The following is a 20,913-nucleotide window of genomic DNA, read 5'->3' as shown; positions in this document are numbered from 1 at the left end:
CCACCGTCCTGACGGCCACTGCTGCCGGCCAGCGCATCAAGCTGACCATGCAGCTGGACGTTGCGGGGCTGTCGCTGACACCTGACAGGCCTTTCGTTTACGGCTCTGCCCAGGCAGGTCAGAAGCTTACGGTCGATCCCGGCGTTTGGGGACCGGCTCCGGTGACGCTCGCCTACCAGTGGCAGCGTTCCAAGGACGGCGTGGTCGCCCAAGACATTCCCGGCGCCACCACCACTGTCTACATTCCCACCGCCGCCGATGCCGGGTACGACATCTGGGCAAAGGTCACCGGGACCAAGACCGGATACGCCTCGCACACCACCTCGGTGCACGGCGGTAAGTCCGGTGCCGAGGCTGTCACGGCTTCGAAGCCCTTCACCCTTCTGGGCACGCCCAGCGCCGGGAACACCCTGACCGTTGACCACGGAACCCTGAGCCCCACCCCTGATTTCGGCCCCTATTACGACTGGTTCGTCAACGGCGTGCAGGACCACAGGACCAATGGGGCAACGTTCCTCCTCCAGGCCTCCGACGCCGGGAAAAAAGTCACCGTACGGCTCAGCGTCCATGACTGGCCGTTGCAGCCCTACTACGGCCAGGCCAGCGTTACTGTCGCAGCAGGCACACTGACTGCTCCTGTCCCGACCATAACGGGGACCACCAAGGTTGGTTCGACGCTCACTGCGGTTCCCGGGACATGGGGACCGGCTCCGGTGACGCTGGCCTACCAGTGGTACCGAAGCGGCGTCGCCATCACAGGTGCCACATCAGCTACCTACGCATTGGCTTCCGCCGATCTGGGGAAGACCATGACCGTTCGGGTCACAGGCACCAAGTCCGGATTTACGACGACGGCGAAGACTTCCGTTGCGACAGCCGCCGTCGCGGCCGGCACGTTGACCGCGCCGGTGCCCACCGTGTCCGGGACCGCGAAAGTTGGCTCGACGCTCACCGCTGTACCCGGAGCATGGGGACCGGCTCCCGTAACGCTGGCCTACCAGTGGTACCGAAGCGGCGTCGCAATCACCGGTGCCACATCGGCAACCTACGCCTTGGCTGCCGCCGACTTGGGCAAGACCATGACCGTCCAGGTCACGGGAACCAAGGCCGGGTTCACTACTGCGGCCAAAACCTCCGCTGCCACTGCTGCCGTGGCGGTAGGCACGCTGACCGCGCCAGTGCCGACGATCTCCGGGACGGCGAAGGTTGGCTCTGCCCTCACAGCTGTTCCCGGGGCGTGGGGACCTGCTCCAGTAACGCTGGCCTACCAGTGGTACCGGACTGGTGTTGCCATTACCGGGGCTACGTCTGCCAGCTACACCTTGACTGCCGCCGACCTTGGCAAAACCATGACCGTCCGGGTCACGGGAACCAAGGCCGGATTTACGACGACGGCCAAAACTTCCGCGGCGACCGCTGCCGTGGCAGTGGGAACCCTGACCGCACCGGTGCCGACGATCTCCGGGACGGTGAAGGTGGGTGCGGTCCTCACTGCAGTGCCGGGTGCGTGGGGCCCGGCCCCCGTGACGTTGGCGTACCAGTGGTTCCGGAGTGGCATCGCGATCACGGGTGCCACCTCAGCTACCTACTCGCTGACTGCCGCCGACCTGGGCAAGACCATCACTGTCCGCGTCACCGGCAGCAAGACCGGATTCACGACGGCGGCGAAAACCTCCGTGGCGACTGCCGCCGTGGCGGCGGGCACGCTGACTGGGCCCACTCCCACGATCTCCGGTACCAAAACGGTAGGCAGCACGCTCACGGCAACCCCCGGCGTGTGGGGGCCGGCGCCTGTGACCCTGACCTACCAGTGGTTCCGCGGAAGCACCGCCATTACGGGTGCAACCGCCCAGACGTACAAGCTGGTTGCCGCGGACAAGGGAAGCGCCATCAAGGTACGCGTGACAGGAACGAAGACCGCGTACACCGCACTGGCCCGCTACTCCGCGGCCACCGCCCTGATCGGCTGATCCGCCAGGAACATCAGTAGCAGCGCAGTCAGCAGTTGTATGTCGTCAATCTCCAGAAATTGAAAGGTCTACCCATGAAACTCATCAAGCGAATCACCGGGACCGTGTCATTGCTTGGATTGGCAGCAGGGGCGTTCCTTGCCGGCGCACCCGCGGCTCAAGCCGGCTCAACGTGCCCCTACGAGAGGCTGTGCTTGTACTTCAACAGCAACTACGAAGGGGCACGCGCCGACACCCAGTACTCCGACGGTTGGCTGGGTGACGAACTGTTCAACAACGGCCCCGCCGGCGCCAACGGATGGAACGTCCAGGTCAACAACAACGCCGCCTCGATCATCAACAACACCAGCGAAACTGTCTGGGTCTACGACGATTCCCATTGCGGCGGAAACCCACTCAGCATCGGACCCGGCGGACGATGGAACCTCGAGGCCCTGGGATTGAAGAACAAGGTGTCCTCGTTCTTCATCGACAACAGAGGCAACTGCGCAAACCGATGAGTACCACAGCGAGAGGTGTCGAGCCGATGACCGCCTGGAACCTGGCCTTTCGCTGTGGCAATGGCCTTGGCAACGCGCCAGGTCGAGCTGCCGGTGCTGCACTGCCAAGCCAGCCGCCTTCAGGGTGGACAGGAGGCCATGGGCCGGGCGTCCGTTGGGAACACTGGCCGCGCAGCCTCAATACTGGGTTGCCCATGATGCATGTGCTGACTCTCTGGCTGCCCGCAGGCTTCCAAAGGCGCGGGCCACAGTTCCCAGGAATAGCCATCTTTGCCGGCGAGGGCCAGTTTGCAGTGGAAGACACATCTGCCATTCCCAGCGCGGAATCAGCCGATCCTTTCCTGCGCGACCTTGCAGCAGCCGAGGACCATCCCGGCCTTTTGAGGCGAAGAGACGTGATCGACGGAGAATTCGCGATCCTTTGGCTCACCCACGATGAATTGGCGGCCGGACCAACAGCGCCTCGCCCGGATCTTCGTGTCGGGGGTGACCATGGGGATGAGTCAGAAGGTACAAACGCCTGGGGCGAGGTTGAGCCAACCACGGACATTTGGCTGATTCCGCGCGCCGATCCCAATGCCGGCAAGGCCCCCGTCGAACTCTGGGGAGATGAGGTTGGCCCAGATGGATATGTCAGTCCCTCAACAGGCAACGGACTCACAGACTGGGCAGAACCCCTGTTTGCCATGAGCCACCTGGGCGGGACGGCCTTTCCCATCCAAGCAATGCCTGACGGGCTTACTCCTTGGTACCTCGAACTGGAAGAGATTTCAGGGCTCAACTTTGGCGGTGGCGGCAATGCCCAATTCGACCTTGAATCAGATACGTTTGACTGGGCTTGCGGATAGTACAGTCCGAGCACCCAGCAGCGGGCACATGAGCCATAGACACCCCAGCCTCGGTTATATCGGGACTAGTTTTCGGTTTTTCGTCGCCGGCCTGGCCGCTATGCTCGCAGGCTGTTCCGCCGTTCCGTCTTCGATTTCCGAATCTGAATTTCGGGGAGGACTGCCATCGGCAGCAATTACAGCTGATCCCGGGTCCTGGGCCGAGGATCCGTCATTCCCCGCTCCTGTCCCTGTAGCGGGCTGGCTGGATGCCGGCGCGAGGTTTGCGGTTGTCCTCAGCGGCAGTTCCAGCTGCCCGGTCTTCCCGTCTTCAATAGAGGTCCTCAGTGCCCACCACATAAAGTTGAGCATTGCCTCGCATACCGCGCAGGCCTGTTCAGCCGACATAGCCCCGCGTACCTATGTGATCAAGACTCCCGGCGACGTGGATGTATCCAACGAGGTCACGCTCGAATTTGGCGAGACGAGCGTTGTTCTGCCACCCCTGTGATTTTGCGCCACGATACGTTCGCCCCACGGACGACGCGTCCAACCGCGGGCTGGATCAGGGTGCTCAATTCCGGATAAATACCCAGTCCTGGCGGCACCCAACTTGAGTTGTTGTGGACGCCTACCCCCTGAGGCAGAAGTACGCCATCCCGAGTACGCCCCGGCAGCCCTCTTCATAGGCAGCGCGCTGTTCCTCGTATTGCCGACGGACCTGATCTGCGGCGGGATGGTCGGCATCATGGGCTTCCAGCCACCGGGTAAACCGGTCGCGATACCCGGCTTCGAAAACGTCCCACTCCTGAATGGTTGCCTGGTCGTCGTCCACCACTTCGAAGCCGGCGGCCCGGATCTGCTCGCGTAGCGCATCTGTGGTCAGGTACTCGTCATCGCGTCCGGCCAGAGGGGCGGTAGCAGCCGGATGAGGCGTAGCTGACCAGATCGCCTCACCGTAGACGAGCCTGCCCCCGGGGAGCACCAGGGCTCGAAGGGCGCGCAAGGCCGCGGCATAGTCGAGCGGCTGTGCTGCCTCTACCGGCGGCCCCCAGATCTGGCTCGCACCGATGCAGATGACAGCGTCTGCGGGGCGAGGCTGGGCTTCTGCCCCGGGCATCGAATCAAAAGTCACTCTATCGAGCAGTCCACGGTTGGATGCCTGTTGCGTCGCCCGGTCCATGAATGCCGAAGCACGGTCCACTCCACGTCCCCGTGCCTGCGGGGCGGACGCTAAAACCCGAAGCAGAAGTTCGCCCCATCCGCACCCCATGTCCAGAACCTCAGCAGGGGCCGGGTCGGACAAGAACGCCACAAGGTGGGCGGCACGTTCCTCCGAAAGCGGGGTGAGCCAGGTCAGCGACTCATACAGGGGCGGCATTTCAAGCGAAGTGGCGTCGGTCACTCCATGATGCTCTCACGATTCATGGAAGCCACAGCTTGGCCATCGGCCTGCAGCGCTCCGAACGGGTTCCCGCGCCACTGACGAGCCCTGTGTTTGAATGCGACTGTAAGAAGCGAGCGTGGGCTTGAAACCACAAAACTCTCATAGAGGAAGCAGGAAGATGTGGGGAAACCTTCGGACGGCCATCTTTGGACCCTGGTTCATGCTGAGCGCGCCGCGCTGGTGGAGGACCTGACCGGCCTTAGCCCGGAGCAATGGCGCTACGAGACCCTGTGTGGGCGATGGGATGTGGAGCACGTCGTCGCGCATCTGACGGCCGCGGCGAGCCTTAACCAGTGGCAGTGGTTGCGCAGCATGCTCGGTGCCCGTTTCCGGCCTGACGTGCACAACCAGCGGAGGCTGGAGGAGCACCGTGGTAGCACCCCGGCTAAGACCTTGGACAGGTTCCGCGCCGTCATCCACAGCAGCATCGCCCCTTCCTCCGATACTCCGGCCTATCTGGGGGAGGTAATCGTGCATGCCCAGGACATCCGCCGGCCCCTTGGGCTTCCCCGTACTCCGAGCAATGACGCTTTGACGCCCGTCGCGGAGTTCTACGCGCGCCGGGACTTTGCGGTTGCCAGCCGCACCCACGCTGCGGACCTGCAGTTGAGGGCGGATGACGGGCCCTTCTCAGCAGGGACAGGACCGATGGTTACGGGGACCACCCTCGCCCTGGTCATGGCGATGGCCGGACGTATTTCCTACCTTGAGGACCTCCAAGGCCCCGGTGTACCTGTTCTTCGCTCGCGCCTGGAGATCCCGGCCGCGAAACCCGCTTAGTTCAGATCGCGTAGTACTACTCAACCGTCACCATCACCGACGGCCAGCCCGAGGCTCCGTCAGGCACGGGATCGGCTCGCTTGTCGGTCTGGGTTTCGCCGGTGGCGTCAGTGGCGCGGGCCTTGACGTAATGCATGCCGGGCGTGGCATCCCATTCGTAAGACCATTGGCGCCAGGTGATGGTGGAGGCTTCGTCGGAGAGGGTTGCTTCCACCCAATCGCCGTCGTCAATCTGGACTTCAACCTTGGTAATACCCCGCGTCTGCGCCCAAGCGGTGCCGCCCACAGCTACCTTTCCTGCCTTAAGCCTTGCAAAGGATGCGGGTACGTCCACCCGTGCCATGGTTTTGATGGGTCCGCGCTCTGACCAGCCGCGTTCGGTCCAGTAAGCCTTGCTGTCGGCGAAACGGGTGACCTCCAACTCCACCACCCACTTGGTAGCGGAGACGAATCCGTACAGCCCGGGAACCACCATCCGCACGGGGTAGCCATGCTCCACCGGAAGCGGCTCACCGTTCATGCCGATGGCCAGCATGGCATCCCGGTCGTCCTGAAGGACTTCCAGTGGCGTGGAGGCACTGAAGCCGTCGATGGACCGCGAGAGCACCATGTCCGCGCCATCCTTGGGCCTGGCCCTTTTCAGGACTTCGCGGATGGGAAGGCCCAACCACTTGGCGTTACCGGCAAGCTTTCCGCCCACCGGGTTGGAAACACAGGTGAGGGTCACGTGCGATTCGATCAGATCGGCGTCGAGCAGGTCCTGGAAGGTGAGGGTCACTTCCTCCTCGACCATTCCGTGCACCCGCAATGACCAATCGTTGACGTTGATTTCCGGGACGCTCAGGGCCGTATCAATGCGGTAGAACTCGCTGTTTGGCGTCAGCCAAGACGATACTCCCGCCACCGGGGACTGGACACCCGCCGGCACAGGGGGCGCAGCCTTGATCGGTGTCGGCAACCTGAGGGCATCACGGGCTTGGGCAACGTTGTTTCGTGCCGCGCCCAACAGCCGCCCACCGGTGGCCGCAATTCCGGCGGCCACCGCGGTGACTCCGGCAGCGGCAAAGAAACGACGACGGCTGGTTCCGGCCCCGCCAACCTGCTTGTCGGCGTCGGCCGCCACGTCAGCGGGGGCCTCCGGCCACGCTTTCAGCCTCCACAGCGGCACTATGAGGCGGCGGAGGGCTATCAGGCCGGCGATGGTTCCCAGGACGGAGGGAATGGCGTCGGCCAGCCCCACTCCTGCGCGGGTCAGAACGGCGGCCACAATCACGGCACCCATGAACAACACGCCCAGGACGCCCAGCGCCCACTTCTTGTAGGCCACTATGCCCAGGACACAGGCAAGTAATGCGATGGTGACGCCCATCCCTACGAACAGTGCCGCTTTGTCATTCGTGCCGAATGTGGCAATGGCAAAATCCTTCATCCACGACGGAGTGAAGTCGATGAACGTTGATCCCAGGGCAAACACGGGAGTTGCCCTGGCGGTGAAGAAGGCGCCGATCAGCTCGGCAACGGCAAGCACGACGGCGGCAGACACCACGCCTGCCAGCGCTGCCATGGTTTCGGGGCCTTTGGTCCGGAGTCCGAGCTTTTTCATGCCAGTAGTTCGTAGCGGGCGGGAGCAGGGATGGGTGCAGCTAACTGGTAGATTAATCCAGTCGATAGATATTCTTCCCAAGCAGGCAACTTGCCTCGGGGTATGCGAACAGGAAAAGGAACCACATGACCACGCCAAGCCCATCCCGCACGCAGTTCTTTGTACTGTTCTCGTCCATTCTTGCCATCACGGCACTGGGAGGCTGCAGCATCGGCGCGCCGGCCCCAATCAACACTTCCACCCCCTCTGCAACAAGCTCCACCGGGTTACAGAGTCCGGACCGAAGCGCAGCTTCAGCCAGCGGGGAGGCAAAGACTGACAGCGACACCGCCGCCGGGAGACTCGATCCGGTGACCGAAGATCTTTCCTGGACCAACGGCAACAGGATCATCGGCGATGAAAACGGTGGACACACCCCCGATATCGCCAGCTCACTGACGGACCCAGCTGCCGGCTGGGAAGCCGATTACAGCCGCATGGCAACGGACGGGATGATGACCTTCAGCTCCGGTAACACGCGCTGCAAGGTGCGAACGGTCCAGGCGCGCAACAATCCCGCCGAGCTCGTTGCCGACGACGACAAGGCATCAACCCAGGAGATCCTCGCCATCCTCTTCCCCGGCAAGACGGACCTCATTGCCAATGCCAAGGACGCGACGCTGGGCTACGGCATCGGGGGCAGCCATGAAGTGGACATGCTGGCCGTGACATACACATCCGGCGACGCTTATGGATACACCGCGGTAAGGACCTTCAACAAGCCAGCGGTCACAGTTAGGGTCGAAGCCCTCTGCCCCACCCTCGACACCCTCAAGGCCACCCTTCCCGAGATCCGCAAGAGCATCTCCATCAATGCCCGCTGAAGCCTGCAGGGCCGCGTCACTTTGAACATCTGTTCATGATTTTCCTTGAACAGATGTTCAAGATGCACTAGCCTGCTTCGTATGACCCAAGCCACATTTTCCGATTCCGCCTCCACGCTTTTCATCAACGGCGCATGGGAACCGGCCGCTTCCGGCGCGGTGCGTGAGATTCACAACCCGGCCGACGGCGAACTGGTCGCCACCGTGTCAGAGGCAGGCCGCGAGGATGCCGAGCGTGCCATTTCCGCAGCCCGGGCAGCCTTCGATTCCGGCGTCTGGTCCAACGTGCCGGCACCCGAAAGAGGTGCGTTCCTGCTCAAGGTCGCCGCTGAACTGCGCGAACGCCGGGAGAAGTTCGCACGCGCCGAATCTCTGGACACCGGCAAGCGAATCATCGAGAGCCGCATCGACATGGACGACATCGCCTCCTGCTTCGAATACTTCGGACGCCTCGCCGGGCAGTCAGCCGGCCGTGTAGTGGACGCCGGGAACCCCGCCGTCGTGAGCAAAATCGTTTACGAACCCGTGGGCGTCTGCGGCCTGATTACACCGTGGAACTACCCGTTACTGCAGGCCGCGTGGAAGATCGCGCCCGCGCTGGCCGCCGGCTGCACCTTCATCCTGAAGCCTGCCGAGCTGACCCCCTCCACCGCGATCCTCGCCATGCAGTTGCTGCAGGATCTCGGCTTACCGGACGGCGTCGCCAACTTGGTGACCGGCCCCGGCCCACAGGCGGGCGCACCGCTGTCGGAACATCCCGATATTGACCTGGTTTCCTTCACCGGTGGCCTGGAAACCGGCAAGCGCATCGCGGCTGCTGCTGCGGGCACCGTGAAAAAGGTGGCATTGGAACTCGGCGGCAAGAACCCCAACGTGGTGTTCGCTGACGCTGACTTCGATGCCGCCGTCGACAACGCGCTGAACGGCGCCTTTGTGCATTCCGGGCAGGTCTGCTCTGCCGGGGCGCGGCTGGTGGTGGAGGAATCCATCGCCGAGCGCTTCGTTGACGAACTTGTCCGCAAGGCCAACGGCATCCGCCTCGGCGGCCCGTTTGATGACTCCGCCGAAACCGGACCGCTGATTTCCGCCGCCCACCGGGAGAAGGTGGACGCCTACGTCCGGCGTGGCGTGGCCGAAGGAGCGCGGCTGCGGTGCGGCGGCTCGGCCCCGGAAGGCGAAAAGTTCGACGCCGGGTTCTACTACCAGCCCACCGTCCTGGACCGCGTCCAACGGGGAATGTCGGTAGTCATCGACGAAGCCTTTGGCCCGGTGGTAACGGTGGAAACCTTCCGCACGGAAGACGAAGCCGTAGCTACAGCGAACGACACCATCTACGGACTCGCGGGCGCCGTGTGGACCCAGGATGCCGGCAAAGCCCAGCGGGTAGCGGGCCGGTTGCGGCATGGCACGGTCTGGATCAACGACTACCATCCCTACCTTCCGCAGGCCGAGTGGGGTGGCTTCGGCCAGTCCGGCGTCGGCCGTGAACTCGGCCCCACCGGACTGGGCGAATACCAGGAAGCCAAGCACATCTACCAGAACACCAACCCCCAGGTGACCGGCTGGTTCGCAGATCACGGCAAGGAGAACTAAATGCACGTGGACAACATTGAGAACCTCAGCGAGCGGGAGTTCGATTACGTCGTCATCGGCGGAGGATCCGCTGGAGCTGCCGTCGCCGCCCGGCTCAGCGAAGATCCTGCCGTCACCGTGGCCCTGGTGGAAGCCGGCCCGGATGACCGGAACCTGCCCGAAATCCTGCAGTTGGACCGCTGGATGGAACTGCTGGAATCCGGCTACGACTGGGACTACCCCGTGGAACCGCAGGAAAACGGCAACTCCTTCATGCGCCATGCCCGCGCCAAGGTGATGGGTGGCTGCTCCAGCCACAACTCCTGCATCGCTTTCTGGGCTCCCCGCGAGGACCTGGATGAATGGGAGTCGAAGTACGGCGCTACCGGCTGGAACGCTGCTGCTGCCTGGCCTGTCTACCAGCGCCTGGAAAGCAACGAAGACGCCGGTCCGGACGCTCCCCACCATGGCGATTCCGGGCCAGTGCATTTGATGAACGTTCCCCCCAACGATCCCGCCGGCGTCGCGCTCCTTGATGCCTGTGAGCAGAGCGGCATCCCCCGCGCAAAGTTCAATGACGGCACCACCGTGATCAACGGCGCCAACTTCTTCCAGATCAACCGCCGCTCGGACGGGACGCGCTCTTCCAGCTCGGTGTCCTATATCCACCCCATCATGGACCGTGAGAACTTCACGCTGCTGACCGGCCTGCGCGCCCGCCAACTGGTATTCGACGCGGATAAGCGCTGCACCGGCGTCGATGTTGTGGACTCGGCTTTCGGCCGGACGCACAGGCTGAGCGCGCACCGCGAGGTCATCCTGTCCACGGGCGCCATTGATTCCCCCAAGCTGCTCATGCTTTCCGGCATCGGACCCGCCGCCCACCTAACGGCGCATGGCATTGAGGTCTTGGTGGACTCACCTGGCGTCGGCGAGCACTTGCAGGACCACCCGGAAGGCGTGGTGCAGTTCGAGGCGAAGCAGCCCATGGTCCAGACCTCCACCCAGTGGTGGGAGATCGGCATTTTCACTCCCACCGAAGAGGGCCTGGACCGGCCGGACCTTATGATGCATTACGGTTCCGTCCCATTTGATATGAACACCCTGCGCTACGGCTATCCCACTACGGAGAACGGCTTCAGCCTCACTCCCAACGTCACCCATGCACGTTCCCGCGGCACGGTCCGGCTCCGCAGCCGGGACTTCCGCGACAAGCCCATGGTGGATCCCCGGTACTTCACCGATCCCGAGGGCCACGACATGCGCGTCATGGTGGCCGGCATCCGCAAGGCGCGGGAAATCGCGGCGCAGCCGGCAATGGCGGAGTGGGCCGGCCGGGAACTCTCCCCCGGCATCGAGGCCCAGAGCGACGAGGAACTGCAGGATTACATCCGCAAAACGCACAACACGGTCTACCACCCCGTCGGCACCGTGCGTATGGGGCCGGTGGAGGACGATATGTCGCCGCTGGATCCTGAGCTGAGGGTCAAAGGCGTCACCGGGCTACGTGTGGCCGATGCCTCCGTCATGCCGGAGCATGTCACCGTGAACCCCAATATCACCGTGATGATGATCGGCGAGCGCTGCGCTGATTTCATCAAGGCCGACCTCCTCCGGGCCCACGGGACGGAGGAAACCACGACGGCGGAAGCCGGCTTCAGCTTGTCCCTCGCCTGAACAGGGACCCTGCTTTTAGACCCACGCAACAAAAAATGGGGGAAACAGCCGTTGGCACACCGTGGTGCCCGGCTTTTGATACACACCGCGTCCAATGACGGCTGCGGGCTATCACCATTCATGCATGTCTGAACTAGGAGTTCGAATGTCAGAACCCAGCAAATCAGGACCCTGCAAGAGCGATGCGAGCGGTATGGACGAGTTTGGCTATGCCCAAACCCTGGATCGCAGCATCGGTAAGTTTGCCAGCTTCGCCGCCGGCGTCAGTTACATCTCCATCCTCACCGGCGTTTTTCAACTGTTTTACTTCGGATTTTCGACGGCGGGACCCGCCTATGCGTGGTCGTGGCCCATTGTCTTCGTTGGCCAATTGATGGTGGCTTTGTGTTTTGCGGAATTGGCCGGGCGTTATCCGGTGGCCGGCTCGGTCTACAACTGGGCGAAGAGGCTATCAACCGGAACCTGGGCGTGGTTGGCGGGCTGGCTGCTGCTGCTCTCCTCCATCATGGCCCTGGGCTCGGTCGCCTTGGCCCTCCAAATCACGTTGCCGCAGATCTGGGACGGCTTCCAGCTGGTGGGCGACGGCACGGGTCCCTACGACTTTGCCGTCAACGGGGTGATCCTGGCGAGCATCATGATCGGCATTTCCACCCTTATCAACGCGTTCGGCGTGAAGCTCATGACCATGATCAACAGTGTTGGCGTGTTCGTGGAGTTGGTGGCGGCCGTCCTGCTCATCATTGCGCTCATTTGGCACACGGTCCGCGGGCCGGAAGTCCTCCTGGATACCGCCGGCTTCGGCGAAGAGCATCCCCTGGGCTTCTTTGGAGTGTTCCTCATTGCCGCCATGGCTTCCGGTTATGTGATGTACGGTTTCGACACTGCAAGTTCCCTGGGTGAAGAAACCAAAGACCCCAAGAAGACCGCTCCCAGGGCGATCCTGCGTGCCGTTACGGCATCTTTCCTTTTGGGCGGGTTGCTCCTCCTCGGCGGAATCCTTGCGGCGCCCGATCTATCCGATCCAAAGCTCGGAGCCGCTGACGGCGGTCTGCAGTACATCGTGCTTTCGGTGCTGGGTGGCCCGTTCGGCAAGGCGTTCCTGGCATGCATCGTCGTGGCCGTTGTGGTCTGCACTCTGGCTGTCCATGCAGCAGCGATCCGGATGATGTTTGCCATGGCCAGGGACAACAACCTTCCCTTCAGCCGTCAGCTCAGCAAAGTGCACCCCACCCGGAAAACCCCCACTGTGGCTGCGATCGTCATCGGCATAGTGGCCGTCATTCCCTTGATCGTGAACATCTCCCAGCCGGCCATCTTCACCATCCTGTCCAGCATCAGCATCGTCCTGATCTACCTGTCCTACCTGCTGGTCACAGTGCCGATGCTCCGCCGTCGGTTCCTGAAGAAGTGGCCTTTGAAGGACGACGGATCGGAACCGGGATTCAGCCTGGGCAAATGGGGACTGCCCGTGAACATCCTGGCCGTGCTGTGGGGAGGCGCCATGACGCTGAACCTGGTGTGGCCTCGGCCGGAAATCTACAACTCGGTGCCGCCGTTTGAGTGGTACCTCCAATGGGGTGGCGTGATCTTCGTCGGCACAGTCATCATTGGCGGAACGCTCCTCTACCGCCTCCGCCTCCGGCACCGCACCGGAGTCCTGGCGGAGCACGCCGCCGTCGCTCCACCATCCGGCGCGGGTCCGGACGCTGCTCCGACAACAGATCCGGACGCGGGGCCGGACAAAGATCCCGCCTTGGCAGTAACCCAGAGCTCCTGACCCACGACACAGACGAGCACCCCTTCGCCGACGTTCACAGCCGCGAAGGGGTGCTCCGTGCGTTTAAGGGGTGCTCCGTGCGTTTATCCAGGGCTTGCTTCGTCAGACAAACGCAGACTTCCCTGTCACCGCCCGGGCCACGATCATGGAGTTGATCTCGTAACTGCCCTCGTACGTGTACAGGATCTCGGCGTCGCCAAACAGCTTGGCCATCTCATAATCCGTGGTGATTCCGTTCCCACCCAACAGGGACCTGCCCATCGCCACGGATGATCGGGCCAGCCGGGTGGTGGTGGCCTTGCACATGGCGGCCTGCACCATCTCGAGTTTCCCGGCCTGCTGGATCCGCGCGAGCTCCACCATCATGGACAGTGAGGCGTTGGCATTGCCCAGGATGTCTGCGAGTTGCTGCTGAACCAGCTGGAAACGGGCCAGCTCCTTGCCGAATTGCTTGCGCTCCAAGGCGTAGGAACGGGCAATATCGAAGGCCGCCAGCTGGATTCCTGCCGCTTGCCATCCCACCCAGGCACGGGAATCACGCAGGAGTTCATTGGCCCGCGAGAACTCCGTGGCGCCCGGCAAAAGGTTTTCCACGGGAATGCGGACCTCGTCCAACACGATGTCCGCATTTTGCATGATGCGCAGGCCGATCTTGTGGGAGATCTTAGTGGCGGAGTACCCGGGGCGGTCGGTCTCCACGATGAATCCCTTGATGTGGCCATCGGACTCGTCACGGGCCCAGACCAACGCGAAATCGGCAATGGTCCCTGCCCCGATCCAGCGCTTGGCGCCGTTGATGACCCATTCACCGCCGTCGCGCCGCGCCGTCGTCGAAAGTCCTCCGGCGATGTCCGATCCGTGGTCCGGTTCGGTCAGGGCGAAGGCGCCCAGTTGGGTAAATGCTTCCAACCCCGGCAGCCACTTTCGCCTCTGCTCAGGCGAACCGAGTTCGTCGATCATGCCCACGATCAGCTCATTGTGGATGCCCACCAATGCCGAAAGCGAGACGTCAGCCCGGGCCACTTCGGTGTACATCAGGCCTTTGAACAGCTTGGAGGAGCCGTCCGTTTGCAGTCCGCCCAGTCCGAACTTGGCCATGTCGGCCAACAGCCCGAACGGGAACTCCTCCCGGTTCCAGTACTCGATGCTCGCAGCACGGATCCGCGTTTGCAGGAACTCCCTGATCTCCAGGTACCGCAAGCGCTCCTCCGGGGGGAGCAGGTCAATGACGTGCATCAAGTCCGCCTCCGGATAAGGAGGAAGGACGCGTGTTGATGCCGCACCGCTGGTAACGGTGCCGGCAGCTTTTTCGTCGAGCATTAGACCCCTTCGTCATGTCCCGCATAGGCTCTTCCAAACCCTTGGATGTCCTAGTATATTGCAAGGTGATGTGGATCACTAGGCGGGATGCTTCGGCAAAGGTGCCGACACAACCCGAAGGCGAAAGGCGGACTATGACAGTCACAGAAGACTTCCGTGCGGCCCGCGACAGGCTGTTGGAATTGCGCGAGGACTACAAGCAGGCCCACTCCGAATTCCAATGGCCCCGCTTTGAAGAGTTCAACTTCGCGCTCGACTGGTTCGATCACATCGCGGCAGACCCGGCCCGCGGCGACCAGCCGGCCCTGGTGATCGTGGAACAGGACGGCAGCTCCACCCGCCGCACTTTCAAGGACCTCTCGCGCAGGTCTTCACAAGTGGCCAACTGGCTGCGCGGCCAAGGTGTCCAACGCGGCGACCACATGATCATCATGCTCGGCAATCAGGTGGAACTCTGGGAACTCATGCTCGCCGGCATCAAACTGGGCATCGTGATGATCCCCACCACCACCCTCATGGGCGCCCGTGATCTCCAGGACCGGGTGGAGCGCGGCGGGGCCGCCTGGGTGGCCGTGGGAAGTGCCAACATCGGCAAGTTCGCCGACGTCGAAGGCGAATACACCCTGATTGAGGTCGGTTCCGAGCACGCCAACCCAGACGCCAGGCAGTACTCAGACTCGTACGACGCCGGCACGGACTTTACGCCCGACGCCCCCACCAAAGCCGACGAGACCCTTCTGCTCTACTTCACCTCCGGCACCACCTCCCGGGCCAAACTGGTGGAGCACACCCACACCTCCTACCCCGTGGGCCACCTGTCCACCATGTACTGGATCGGCCTGGAACCCGGCGACGTCCACCTGAACGTCGCCTCGCCCGGCTGGGCCAAGCACGCCTGGTCCAACGTCTTCACCCCCTGGATCGCCGAGGCTACCGTCTTCATCTACAACTACCAGCGCTTCGACGCCGCCGCCCTGATGGACCAGATGGGCCGCGAAGGCGTCACCAGCTTCTGCGCCCCTCCCACCGTGTGGCGCATGCTCATCCAAGCCGACCTCACCCAGCTCACCAGCCCGCCCTTGAAAGTGGTTTCGGCCGGCGAGCCGCTCAATGCAGAGGTCATTGGCCAAGTGGAGGAAGCCTGGGGTGTCACCATTCGCGACGGCTTCGGCCAAACCGAATCCACCGTCCAGATCGCCAACACTCCTGCCCAGCCCGTGAAGATCGGCTCCATGGGACGGCCGCTGCCAGGTTACGACGTCGTGCTGGTGGACCCGCTCACCGGGCAGGAAGCCGACGACGGCGAACTCTGCTTGCGCTTGGACCCCCGGCCCGTGGGGCTCATGAAAAGCTACTTCGGCGACGAAGCCAAGACGGCCGAGGCTTTCCGCGATGGCTACTATCACACCGGCGATATGGCGAGCCGGGATTCCGACGGCGTCATCACCTACGTCGGCCGGGATGACGATGTCTTCAAGTCCTCCGACTACCGGTTATCGCCTTTCGAACTCGAAAGCGTCCTGATCGAACACCCCGCAGTGGCGGAAGCCGCCGTCGTGCCTTCACCTGATGCCGTGAAGCTGTCGGTGCCTAAAGCCTTTGTGGTGTTGGCCGCCGGCTATGAAGCCGGGCCGGCAGTAGCCGAGGACATTTTGAAGTACTGCCGCGAGCACCTGGCGCCGTTCAAGCGCATCCGTCGGCTCGAATTCGGAGAGCTGCCCAAGACCATTTCGGGCAAGATCCGGCGGGTTGAACTGCGCGGGACGGAAGTCGCCCGGCACGGCGACGGTCCGCTACCCGCTGGTTTGGGCGTGGAATATACCGAGGAAGAGTTTCCGAATCTGAAAGACTAGCCAACCCAGCAGTAGAACTTGCAAGCGGTAGGCCAAGCAAGCAAGCAAACAAAGGAGGCCCATGGGCACGCCACTCCCCCGCGACCCCATTGCCGACGCCCAGCGCAACTGGGAACGGCATGGCTGGGGTGATGTCGCCGCGCCCATGGCCGCCATTACCGCCATCATGCGCACGCAACAGATTCTGCTCGCGCGGATCGAAACAGTGCTCAAACCCTTTGGCCTGACCTTCGCACGCTACGAACTGCTCGCACTCCTGAGTTTCGCCCGCAGCGGCGCGCTGCCCATGAACAAAGCCAGCGCGCTCCTGCAGGTGCACCCCACCTCGGTGACCAACGCCGTCGACCGCTTGGAAAAAGCCGCCCTGGTGGCGCGTTCCCCGCACCCAACAGACGGGCGCACCACCCTGATCGAGCTCACGGCCGAAGGCCGAGCCCTCGCCAAGAAGGCGACGGCGGCGCTCAACGCGGAGGTCTTTGGAAAGTCAGGTTTCGGGCCCGACGACGTGGATCACCTCATCCGCGTACTGGGCACCTTCCGCAGGGACGCCGGAGACTTCGAGGACTAGGCTTTTTAGCTCTTTACGTTCTGGAGGGTCGGTGCCCGGGCAGGGGTGGAGCCTTTGATTGGTACGTGTGTCCCGTAGGAGTGCTGATTTCCAGGGTGTGAACGTCCCCGGGCATGGCTTTGGTGCTCCAGCCGGGGCTTTCCTTGGTGTGGTTGCAGGCCTCGCACAGACCGGCGCCGTTAGCCACGCTGGTCCTTCCTCCGGTGCGCCACGGAACCACATGGTCAATATGCCGGATGGGCGCATCGCAATAAGGAGTCCGGCAACTATCGTCGCGGGTTTCAATGAAGCGCCGAAGCCCACCCGTGAAGAGCCGGGCCTTGGAATCGGTAGCGAGCAGTTCTCCTGTGCCCGGCGCGGTGTAGAGCCGACGAAGCCATACGCCGAACTCTGCGTTCAGCGCTGCCGCGGGACCTTGGCCGGCCTGCCCTGCTCTAGAGGCTGGGCTCACGCCCGCCTGACCCACGGCTGAGGCTTGCCCCAACGCGAGCAGTTCCCTTCCCCATTCTGCGGGGACGATTCCGTAGCCCTTGAGCCGGGCTGGTTCGCTGTCGCCTTGGAAAAGGGTGCGGTCAGTCATGACGAGGTCCAAGTTGATCCCCGAAATCCCGCCCGGGGTGCCCGTAATGCGTGCGGTGAGGGTGTCGGCCATGAGCTGGCCCCGACCCCGGGTATCCCCACTGGAACGGGCAGAATCAGCCGCTCGAGTCAATGCGGCGTAGACCGCTACGCCTTGGGCTACCGGAAGCAAGGCCGTCAGGTATGTCATAGTGTCCGGGGCCGGACGGAGGCTGACGGTCCGCTCGACCGCAGCACGGCTGGCACGCCCGACTACAGACCGCGGGTCACGTCGATAGGCGGCAGCTTTCGCGGCGGCAACGATCGCTTTGTCGCCCTTGCCGTCAAAGGTCCCGGTGTCGGGGGCGAGCTCCTCGTCCACCGCACAACGATCCTCGACAGACAGGCAGGCCGTTTCCTTGACAAGAAGCGTGGCGCGCCATTCATTCAAGTTCCCCGATTTCAGGGCCGCCAAGGTGCGGGGCATCTCCGTGACAAGGGCTTTCGCCAAGCCCAGGAGACGTGCCCCGCGGTTCGGTGACTCGCGCCGGGCCAACGCAACCTGGGCTCCCACACCTTGTCCACGCTCCGCAGCAGGGACGCCTGCCTCGGCTTGCTCGGCACGCTGGGCGAGATCAAAGGCCACAGCAACCCGCGCCTGCAAAGCGGAGATCGCAGACTTCATCTCCTCCAGGACCCGCAACTGTTCGATCAGGTCGCTACTGACGCTGCTGTTGGGGGCAGTGCCGGGCTGCACTGCGCTGGACGGAACAGCTCGGGGCGGAACTCCGCCAAGAGTGTGGGCGGTTGAGGCAGCAGCAAGCGGACCCGGCACCCCTGCGCCCGCTCGCTTCTCCCCAATTCGCTCCATGCCCTAACTCTGGCACCAGCCACCGACAAAATAACGTCAGTCATCCAGACGAAGCCCACCTCAGTGGTCGCGACGTGAGGGAGTCCCTCGGAAGACCTCCCTTAAGCGGGACTCCCCCACGCTTTGAAAACCTGATGATCTGGAGTCATGACCACCACCATTTCCCCCACACGCACCCGGCGCTTGCCTCTAGTGACCTACGTTCTGGCGGTGGGCGTGTTCCTAATGGGAACCACCGAGTTCATTGTTGCGGGCATCCTGCCGGAGATCGCCACCGATCTTGGCACGTCCGTAGCCGATGCTGGCCTCATGATCACGGTCTTCGCGGTGGGGATGATCGTGGGAACACCCACCATGTCCATCCTGACTCTCAAGCTGCAACGCCGCCTGACGCTGAGCCTGGCACTGGTGATCTTTGCTGTGGGGCATGTGGTTGTTGCCCTCACTTCCGACTTCACCCTGATCCTGATGGCTCGATTCGTCACGGCACTGGCGACGGGCGCGTTCTGGGCGGTAGCCGCCGTCGTGGGCGCAAAAGCCGCAGGTGCGGCGTCAGCGTCCCGGGCGCTGGGCGTTGTCCTCGGCGGTGGCATGCTTGCCAATGTGGTGGGTGTACCCCTCGGCGCGTTTGCCGGGCAGGTGGTTGGCTGGCGGGGGCCGTTTTGGGCTTTGGCTGTCCTCGCGCTGGCAGCTGCTGGCGTGGTGTACCGGCTGGTCCCGGTCACCCCGGAATCCGGCGCTGCTCCGTCAGTGCGGGCAGAACTTGCCAGCATGCGCGACACCCGGGTCTGGCTTGTCCTGGCCGGCTGCGCGATCGTGTGCGGATCGTCCTTGGCCGCCTACAGTTTCATCTCGCCCTTGCTGACTGTAAACACCGGATTTGCCGCTTCCGTGGTGCCATTGGTGCTGGTGGCCTACGGCGTGGGGGCTTTCATTGGCTCCAATCTTGGCGGCCATTTCGGTGCTCACCGCCCCTATCCGGCACTCTTTATCTCGGCCGGCATGACGTTCCTGGTGCTGGGTGCCCTTGCACTGTTCTCCCACTACGCGCTCGTCAGCGTGGTCCTGATCTTCCTGCTGGGGCTTTTCGGCATGGCTACCAATCCGATCCTGATCGGCAAAGCCGTTGGTTATGCAGGCCAAGCACCCACCCTTGCTTCGGCGCTCAGCACGTCAGCTTTCAACCTGGGCACGGCAGTGGGCTCGTGGATCGCCGGCTATGCGCTCGAGTCATCGCTCGGTGCCACGGGCCCGGTGGTGGTGGGGACTGCCATCGCCGCGCTCTACTTCGTGCCCCTCACCTTGCTGATGCTCAAGGATCGAAAGGAAGGTGCTGTGGCGTGAGGCGCAGCACCGCCGGCATGCCGTTCCCTGCGAGGACGGTTGCGTTGGCCCTGGCCCTGGCGCTGCCCCTGACACTGGTCGGTTGCAGCCCACCGCCAACGGGGGACGCAGCACCGGCTCCGAGCAAAATAGCCACCAGTCCCCAGAAAAAATCCAGCCCCAGCGAGGCATCCAGCCCCGCCACAGGCAGCGTGATAGGTACCGTGGTCCGCTTCAGTACCGATTCGGAAACACTGAACGTGACCATCGGCGAGGACAGCCCCGCCACCCGGGACTTCCTGAGCATGCTCCCGCTGACCCTCACCATGGCAGAGTTCGCCGGCCGGGAGAAGATCGCGGACCTGCCCAGGCCCCTTAGCCATGAGGGGTCCCCCGGATCCGATCCCGAAGACGGCGACCTCATCTACTTCGTCCCTTGGCGAAACCTGGGTTTTTACTACAACGCATCGGGCATCGAATTCTCAGACCAGACCATCCATCTGGGACGCTACAACGCCACACCGGAGGATCTCGCACGCTTCGAGGGCCAGAACGTCAGGGTAGAAGTCAGCCGCTGAGCGTGCCGGCAGTCAGCTGTCCGTTCGGGTCTTTTCGGCTGCGGACTGAACGCCGTATTCGCTGGCCGCCCATGATGCCAACAGCTGGAGACGCTCGGCCGACGGCGATCCAGGTTCCGCCGCGTAGATGGTCAGGGTCAGTCCGGGTTCGGCGGCCATCTCCAGGCCCTCAAAAGCGAGTGTCATCTCACCGACGATCGGATGGTTGAACGTCTTGAACCCGGTACCGTGATGGCGGACGTTGTGCGCGCCCCAGCGGGTGCGGAAGTCCTCGCTGCGGGTGCTGAGTTCACCGATGAGGTCGTGAAGCTCTTTGTTGTGCGGATCGCGGCCGGCCTCTGTGCGCAGGATGGAAACGGTCACCTCCGCAAAGGCGTCCCAGTCCGGGTAGAACTCATGGGCACGGTCATCCAGGAAAGTGAAGCGTGCGATGTTTGGCGCCTGGCCCGGCATGTCGTAGCAGTCCTTGTAGAACGCCCGCGCCAAGGGGTTCACTGCCAGCAGGTCCATTCGGCCGTTCCGGACGAACGCGGGGCCTGCAGTGACAGCGTCCAGCGCCCACTGCAGGCTCTGGTGGGGTACATAGGATTTCGAGGTCCGGCGTCGCGGGGGCCTGGCAACCGGACTGGCCGCGTGAGCGAGATCAAACAGGTGGGCGCGCTCGGCGTCGTCCAGCTTCAGCGCCCTGGCCAGGCTATCCAGCACCTGCGGCGAAGCACCGCTGATGGCACCCCTTTCCAATCGCGTGTAGTACTCCACACTCAGCCCTGCCAGTGTGGCAACTTCGCTGCGACGCAGCCCTTTAACCCGGCGGTTGGATCCTGCG

At 63.3% G+C, this 20,913-nt stretch carries 16 protein-coding genes and 1 pseudogene; 12 read left to right on the top strand and 5 right to left on the bottom strand.

Translation table 11 applies throughout. The features are described 5' to 3' along the window. The 3 genes and pseudogenes from HP499_RS06580 to HP499_RS06570 form a co-directional block, all read left to right on the top strand. A pseudogene (locus tag HP499_RS06580) lies at positions 1 to 1,970 on the top strand (hypothetical protein); the annotation flags it as partial. Between the two features lie 74 nt (positions 1,971 to 2,044). Next, positions 2,045 to 2,470: a peptidase inhibitor family I36 protein gene (locus tag HP499_RS06575; protein ID WP_172323090.1), complete on the top strand. Its 426-nt coding sequence runs from the start codon at positions 2,045 to 2,047 to the stop codon at positions 2,468 to 2,470. Between the two features lie 188 nt (positions 2,471 to 2,658). Next, positions 2,659 to 3,318: a hypothetical protein gene (locus HP499_RS06570; RefSeq protein ID WP_172323088.1), complete on the top strand. Its 660-nt coding sequence runs from the start codon at positions 2,659 to 2,661 to the stop codon at positions 3,316 to 3,318. Between the two features lie 610 nt (positions 3,319 to 3,928). On the opposite strand, the gene HP499_RS06565 is transcribed toward HP499_RS06570, so the two are convergent. Beyond that, complete coding sequence (locus HP499_RS06565) at positions 3,929 to 4,702, bottom strand: class I SAM-dependent methyltransferase (protein ID WP_172323086.1); 774 nt, start codon at positions 4,700 to 4,702, stop codon at positions 3,929 to 3,931. 162 nt (positions 4,703 to 4,864) lie between these two features. On the opposite strand from HP499_RS06565, the gene HP499_RS06560 reads away from it, so the two are divergent. Then, positions 4,865 to 5,524, top strand: coding sequence for a maleylpyruvate isomerase family mycothiol-dependent enzyme (locus HP499_RS06560; RefSeq protein ID WP_309138344.1), 660 nt, complete (start codon positions 4,865 to 4,867; stop codon positions 5,522 to 5,524). 16 nt (positions 5,525 to 5,540) lie between these two features. Here the strand turns inward: HP499_RS06560 and HP499_RS06555 are convergent, their stop codons facing one another. Then, positions 5,541 to 7,127, bottom strand: a complete 1,587-nt coding sequence (locus HP499_RS06555; protein ID WP_253951442.1) for a molybdopterin-dependent oxidoreductase — start codon at positions 7,125 to 7,127, stop codon at positions 5,541 to 5,543. 125 nt (positions 7,128 to 7,252) lie between these two features. Between HP499_RS06555 and HP499_RS06550 the strand changes: the two genes are divergently transcribed. From HP499_RS06550 to HP499_RS06535, 4 genes are all read left to right on the top strand, one after another. Then, the gene (locus HP499_RS06550; RefSeq protein WP_172323084.1) at positions 7,253 to 7,990 is read left to right on the top strand and encodes a hypothetical protein; all 738 of its coding nucleotides are present in this window, start codon (positions 7,253 to 7,255) and stop codon (positions 7,988 to 7,990) included. A gap of 81 nt (positions 7,991 to 8,071) precedes the next feature. Next, positions 8,072 to 9,583, top strand: coding sequence for an aldehyde dehydrogenase family protein (locus tag HP499_RS06545; protein WP_172323082.1), 1,512 nt, complete (start codon positions 8,072 to 8,074; stop codon positions 9,581 to 9,583). Beyond that, positions 9,584 to 11,239 carry a GMC family oxidoreductase gene (locus tag HP499_RS06540; RefSeq protein ID WP_172323080.1) on the top strand — a complete coding sequence of 552 codons (1,656 nt, stop codon included), beginning with the start codon at positions 9,584 to 9,586 and terminating at the stop codon, positions 11,237 to 11,239. A gap of 145 nt (positions 11,240 to 11,384) precedes the next feature. Next, positions 11,385 to 13,016 (top strand): APC family permease, encoded by a 1,632-nt coding sequence (locus HP499_RS06535; RefSeq protein ID WP_253951441.1) that lies wholly within the window; start codon positions 11,385 to 11,387, stop codon positions 13,014 to 13,016. Between the two features lie 102 nt (positions 13,017 to 13,118). Here HP499_RS06535 and HP499_RS06530 read toward each other — a convergent pair whose 3' ends face one another. Further along, on the bottom strand, positions 13,119 to 14,336 hold the full coding sequence (locus tag HP499_RS06530) for an acyl-CoA dehydrogenase family protein (protein ID WP_172323078.1): 1,218 nt from the start codon (positions 14,334 to 14,336) through the stop codon (positions 13,119 to 13,121). Positions 14,337 to 14,470: 134 nt separating this feature from the next. Here HP499_RS06530 and HP499_RS06525 point away from each other — a divergent pair, with 134 nt between their 5' ends. Together HP499_RS06525 and HP499_RS06520 are read left to right on the top strand one after the other, a co-directional pair. Further along, positions 14,471 to 16,189: an AMP-binding protein gene (locus HP499_RS06525; RefSeq protein ID WP_172323076.1), complete on the top strand. Its 1,719-nt coding sequence runs from the start codon at positions 14,471 to 14,473 to the stop codon at positions 16,187 to 16,189. A 61-nt stretch (positions 16,190 to 16,250) separates the two neighbouring features. Then, on the top strand, positions 16,251 to 16,757 hold the full coding sequence (locus HP499_RS06520; RefSeq protein ID WP_172323074.1) for a MarR family winged helix-turn-helix transcriptional regulator: 507 nt from the start codon (positions 16,251 to 16,253) through the stop codon (positions 16,755 to 16,757). 13 nt (positions 16,758 to 16,770) lie between these two features. Here HP499_RS06520 and HP499_RS06515 read toward each other — a convergent pair whose 3' ends face one another. Further along, positions 16,771 to 18,186, bottom strand: a complete 1,416-nt coding sequence (locus HP499_RS06515; protein WP_172323072.1) for an HNH endonuclease signature motif containing protein — start codon at positions 18,184 to 18,186, stop codon at positions 16,771 to 16,773. A gap of 147 nt (positions 18,187 to 18,333) precedes the next feature. On the opposite strand from HP499_RS06515, the gene HP499_RS06510 reads away from it, so the two are divergent. Further along, complete coding sequence (locus HP499_RS06510) at positions 18,334 to 19,530, top strand: MFS transporter (RefSeq protein WP_172323070.1); 1,197 nt, start codon at positions 18,334 to 18,336, stop codon at positions 19,528 to 19,530. Continuing rightward, positions 19,527 to 20,087: a cyclophilin-like fold protein gene (locus HP499_RS06505; protein ID WP_309138343.1), complete on the top strand. Its 561-nt coding sequence runs from the start codon at positions 19,527 to 19,529 to the stop codon at positions 20,085 to 20,087. The genes HP499_RS06510 and HP499_RS06505 overlap by 4 nt, the downstream gene beginning before the upstream one ends. Before the next feature lie 12 nt (positions 20,088 to 20,099). Here the strand turns inward: HP499_RS06505 and HP499_RS06500 are convergent. After that, positions 20,100 to 20,913: helix-turn-helix transcriptional regulator (locus HP499_RS06500; RefSeq protein ID WP_172323068.1), on the bottom strand; the 814-nt coding region annotated here is incomplete at its 5' end.

Origin of the sequence: Paenarthrobacter sp. CM16 (assembly GCF_013179505.1) — a bacterium.
In the GTDB taxonomy this organism is placed as follows: Bacteria; Actinomycetota; Actinomycetes; order Actinomycetales; family Micrococcaceae; genus Arthrobacter.
The sequence above is the reverse complement of the archived record's forward strand: the minus strand, read 5'-3'. Positions and strand labels throughout refer to the sequence as shown.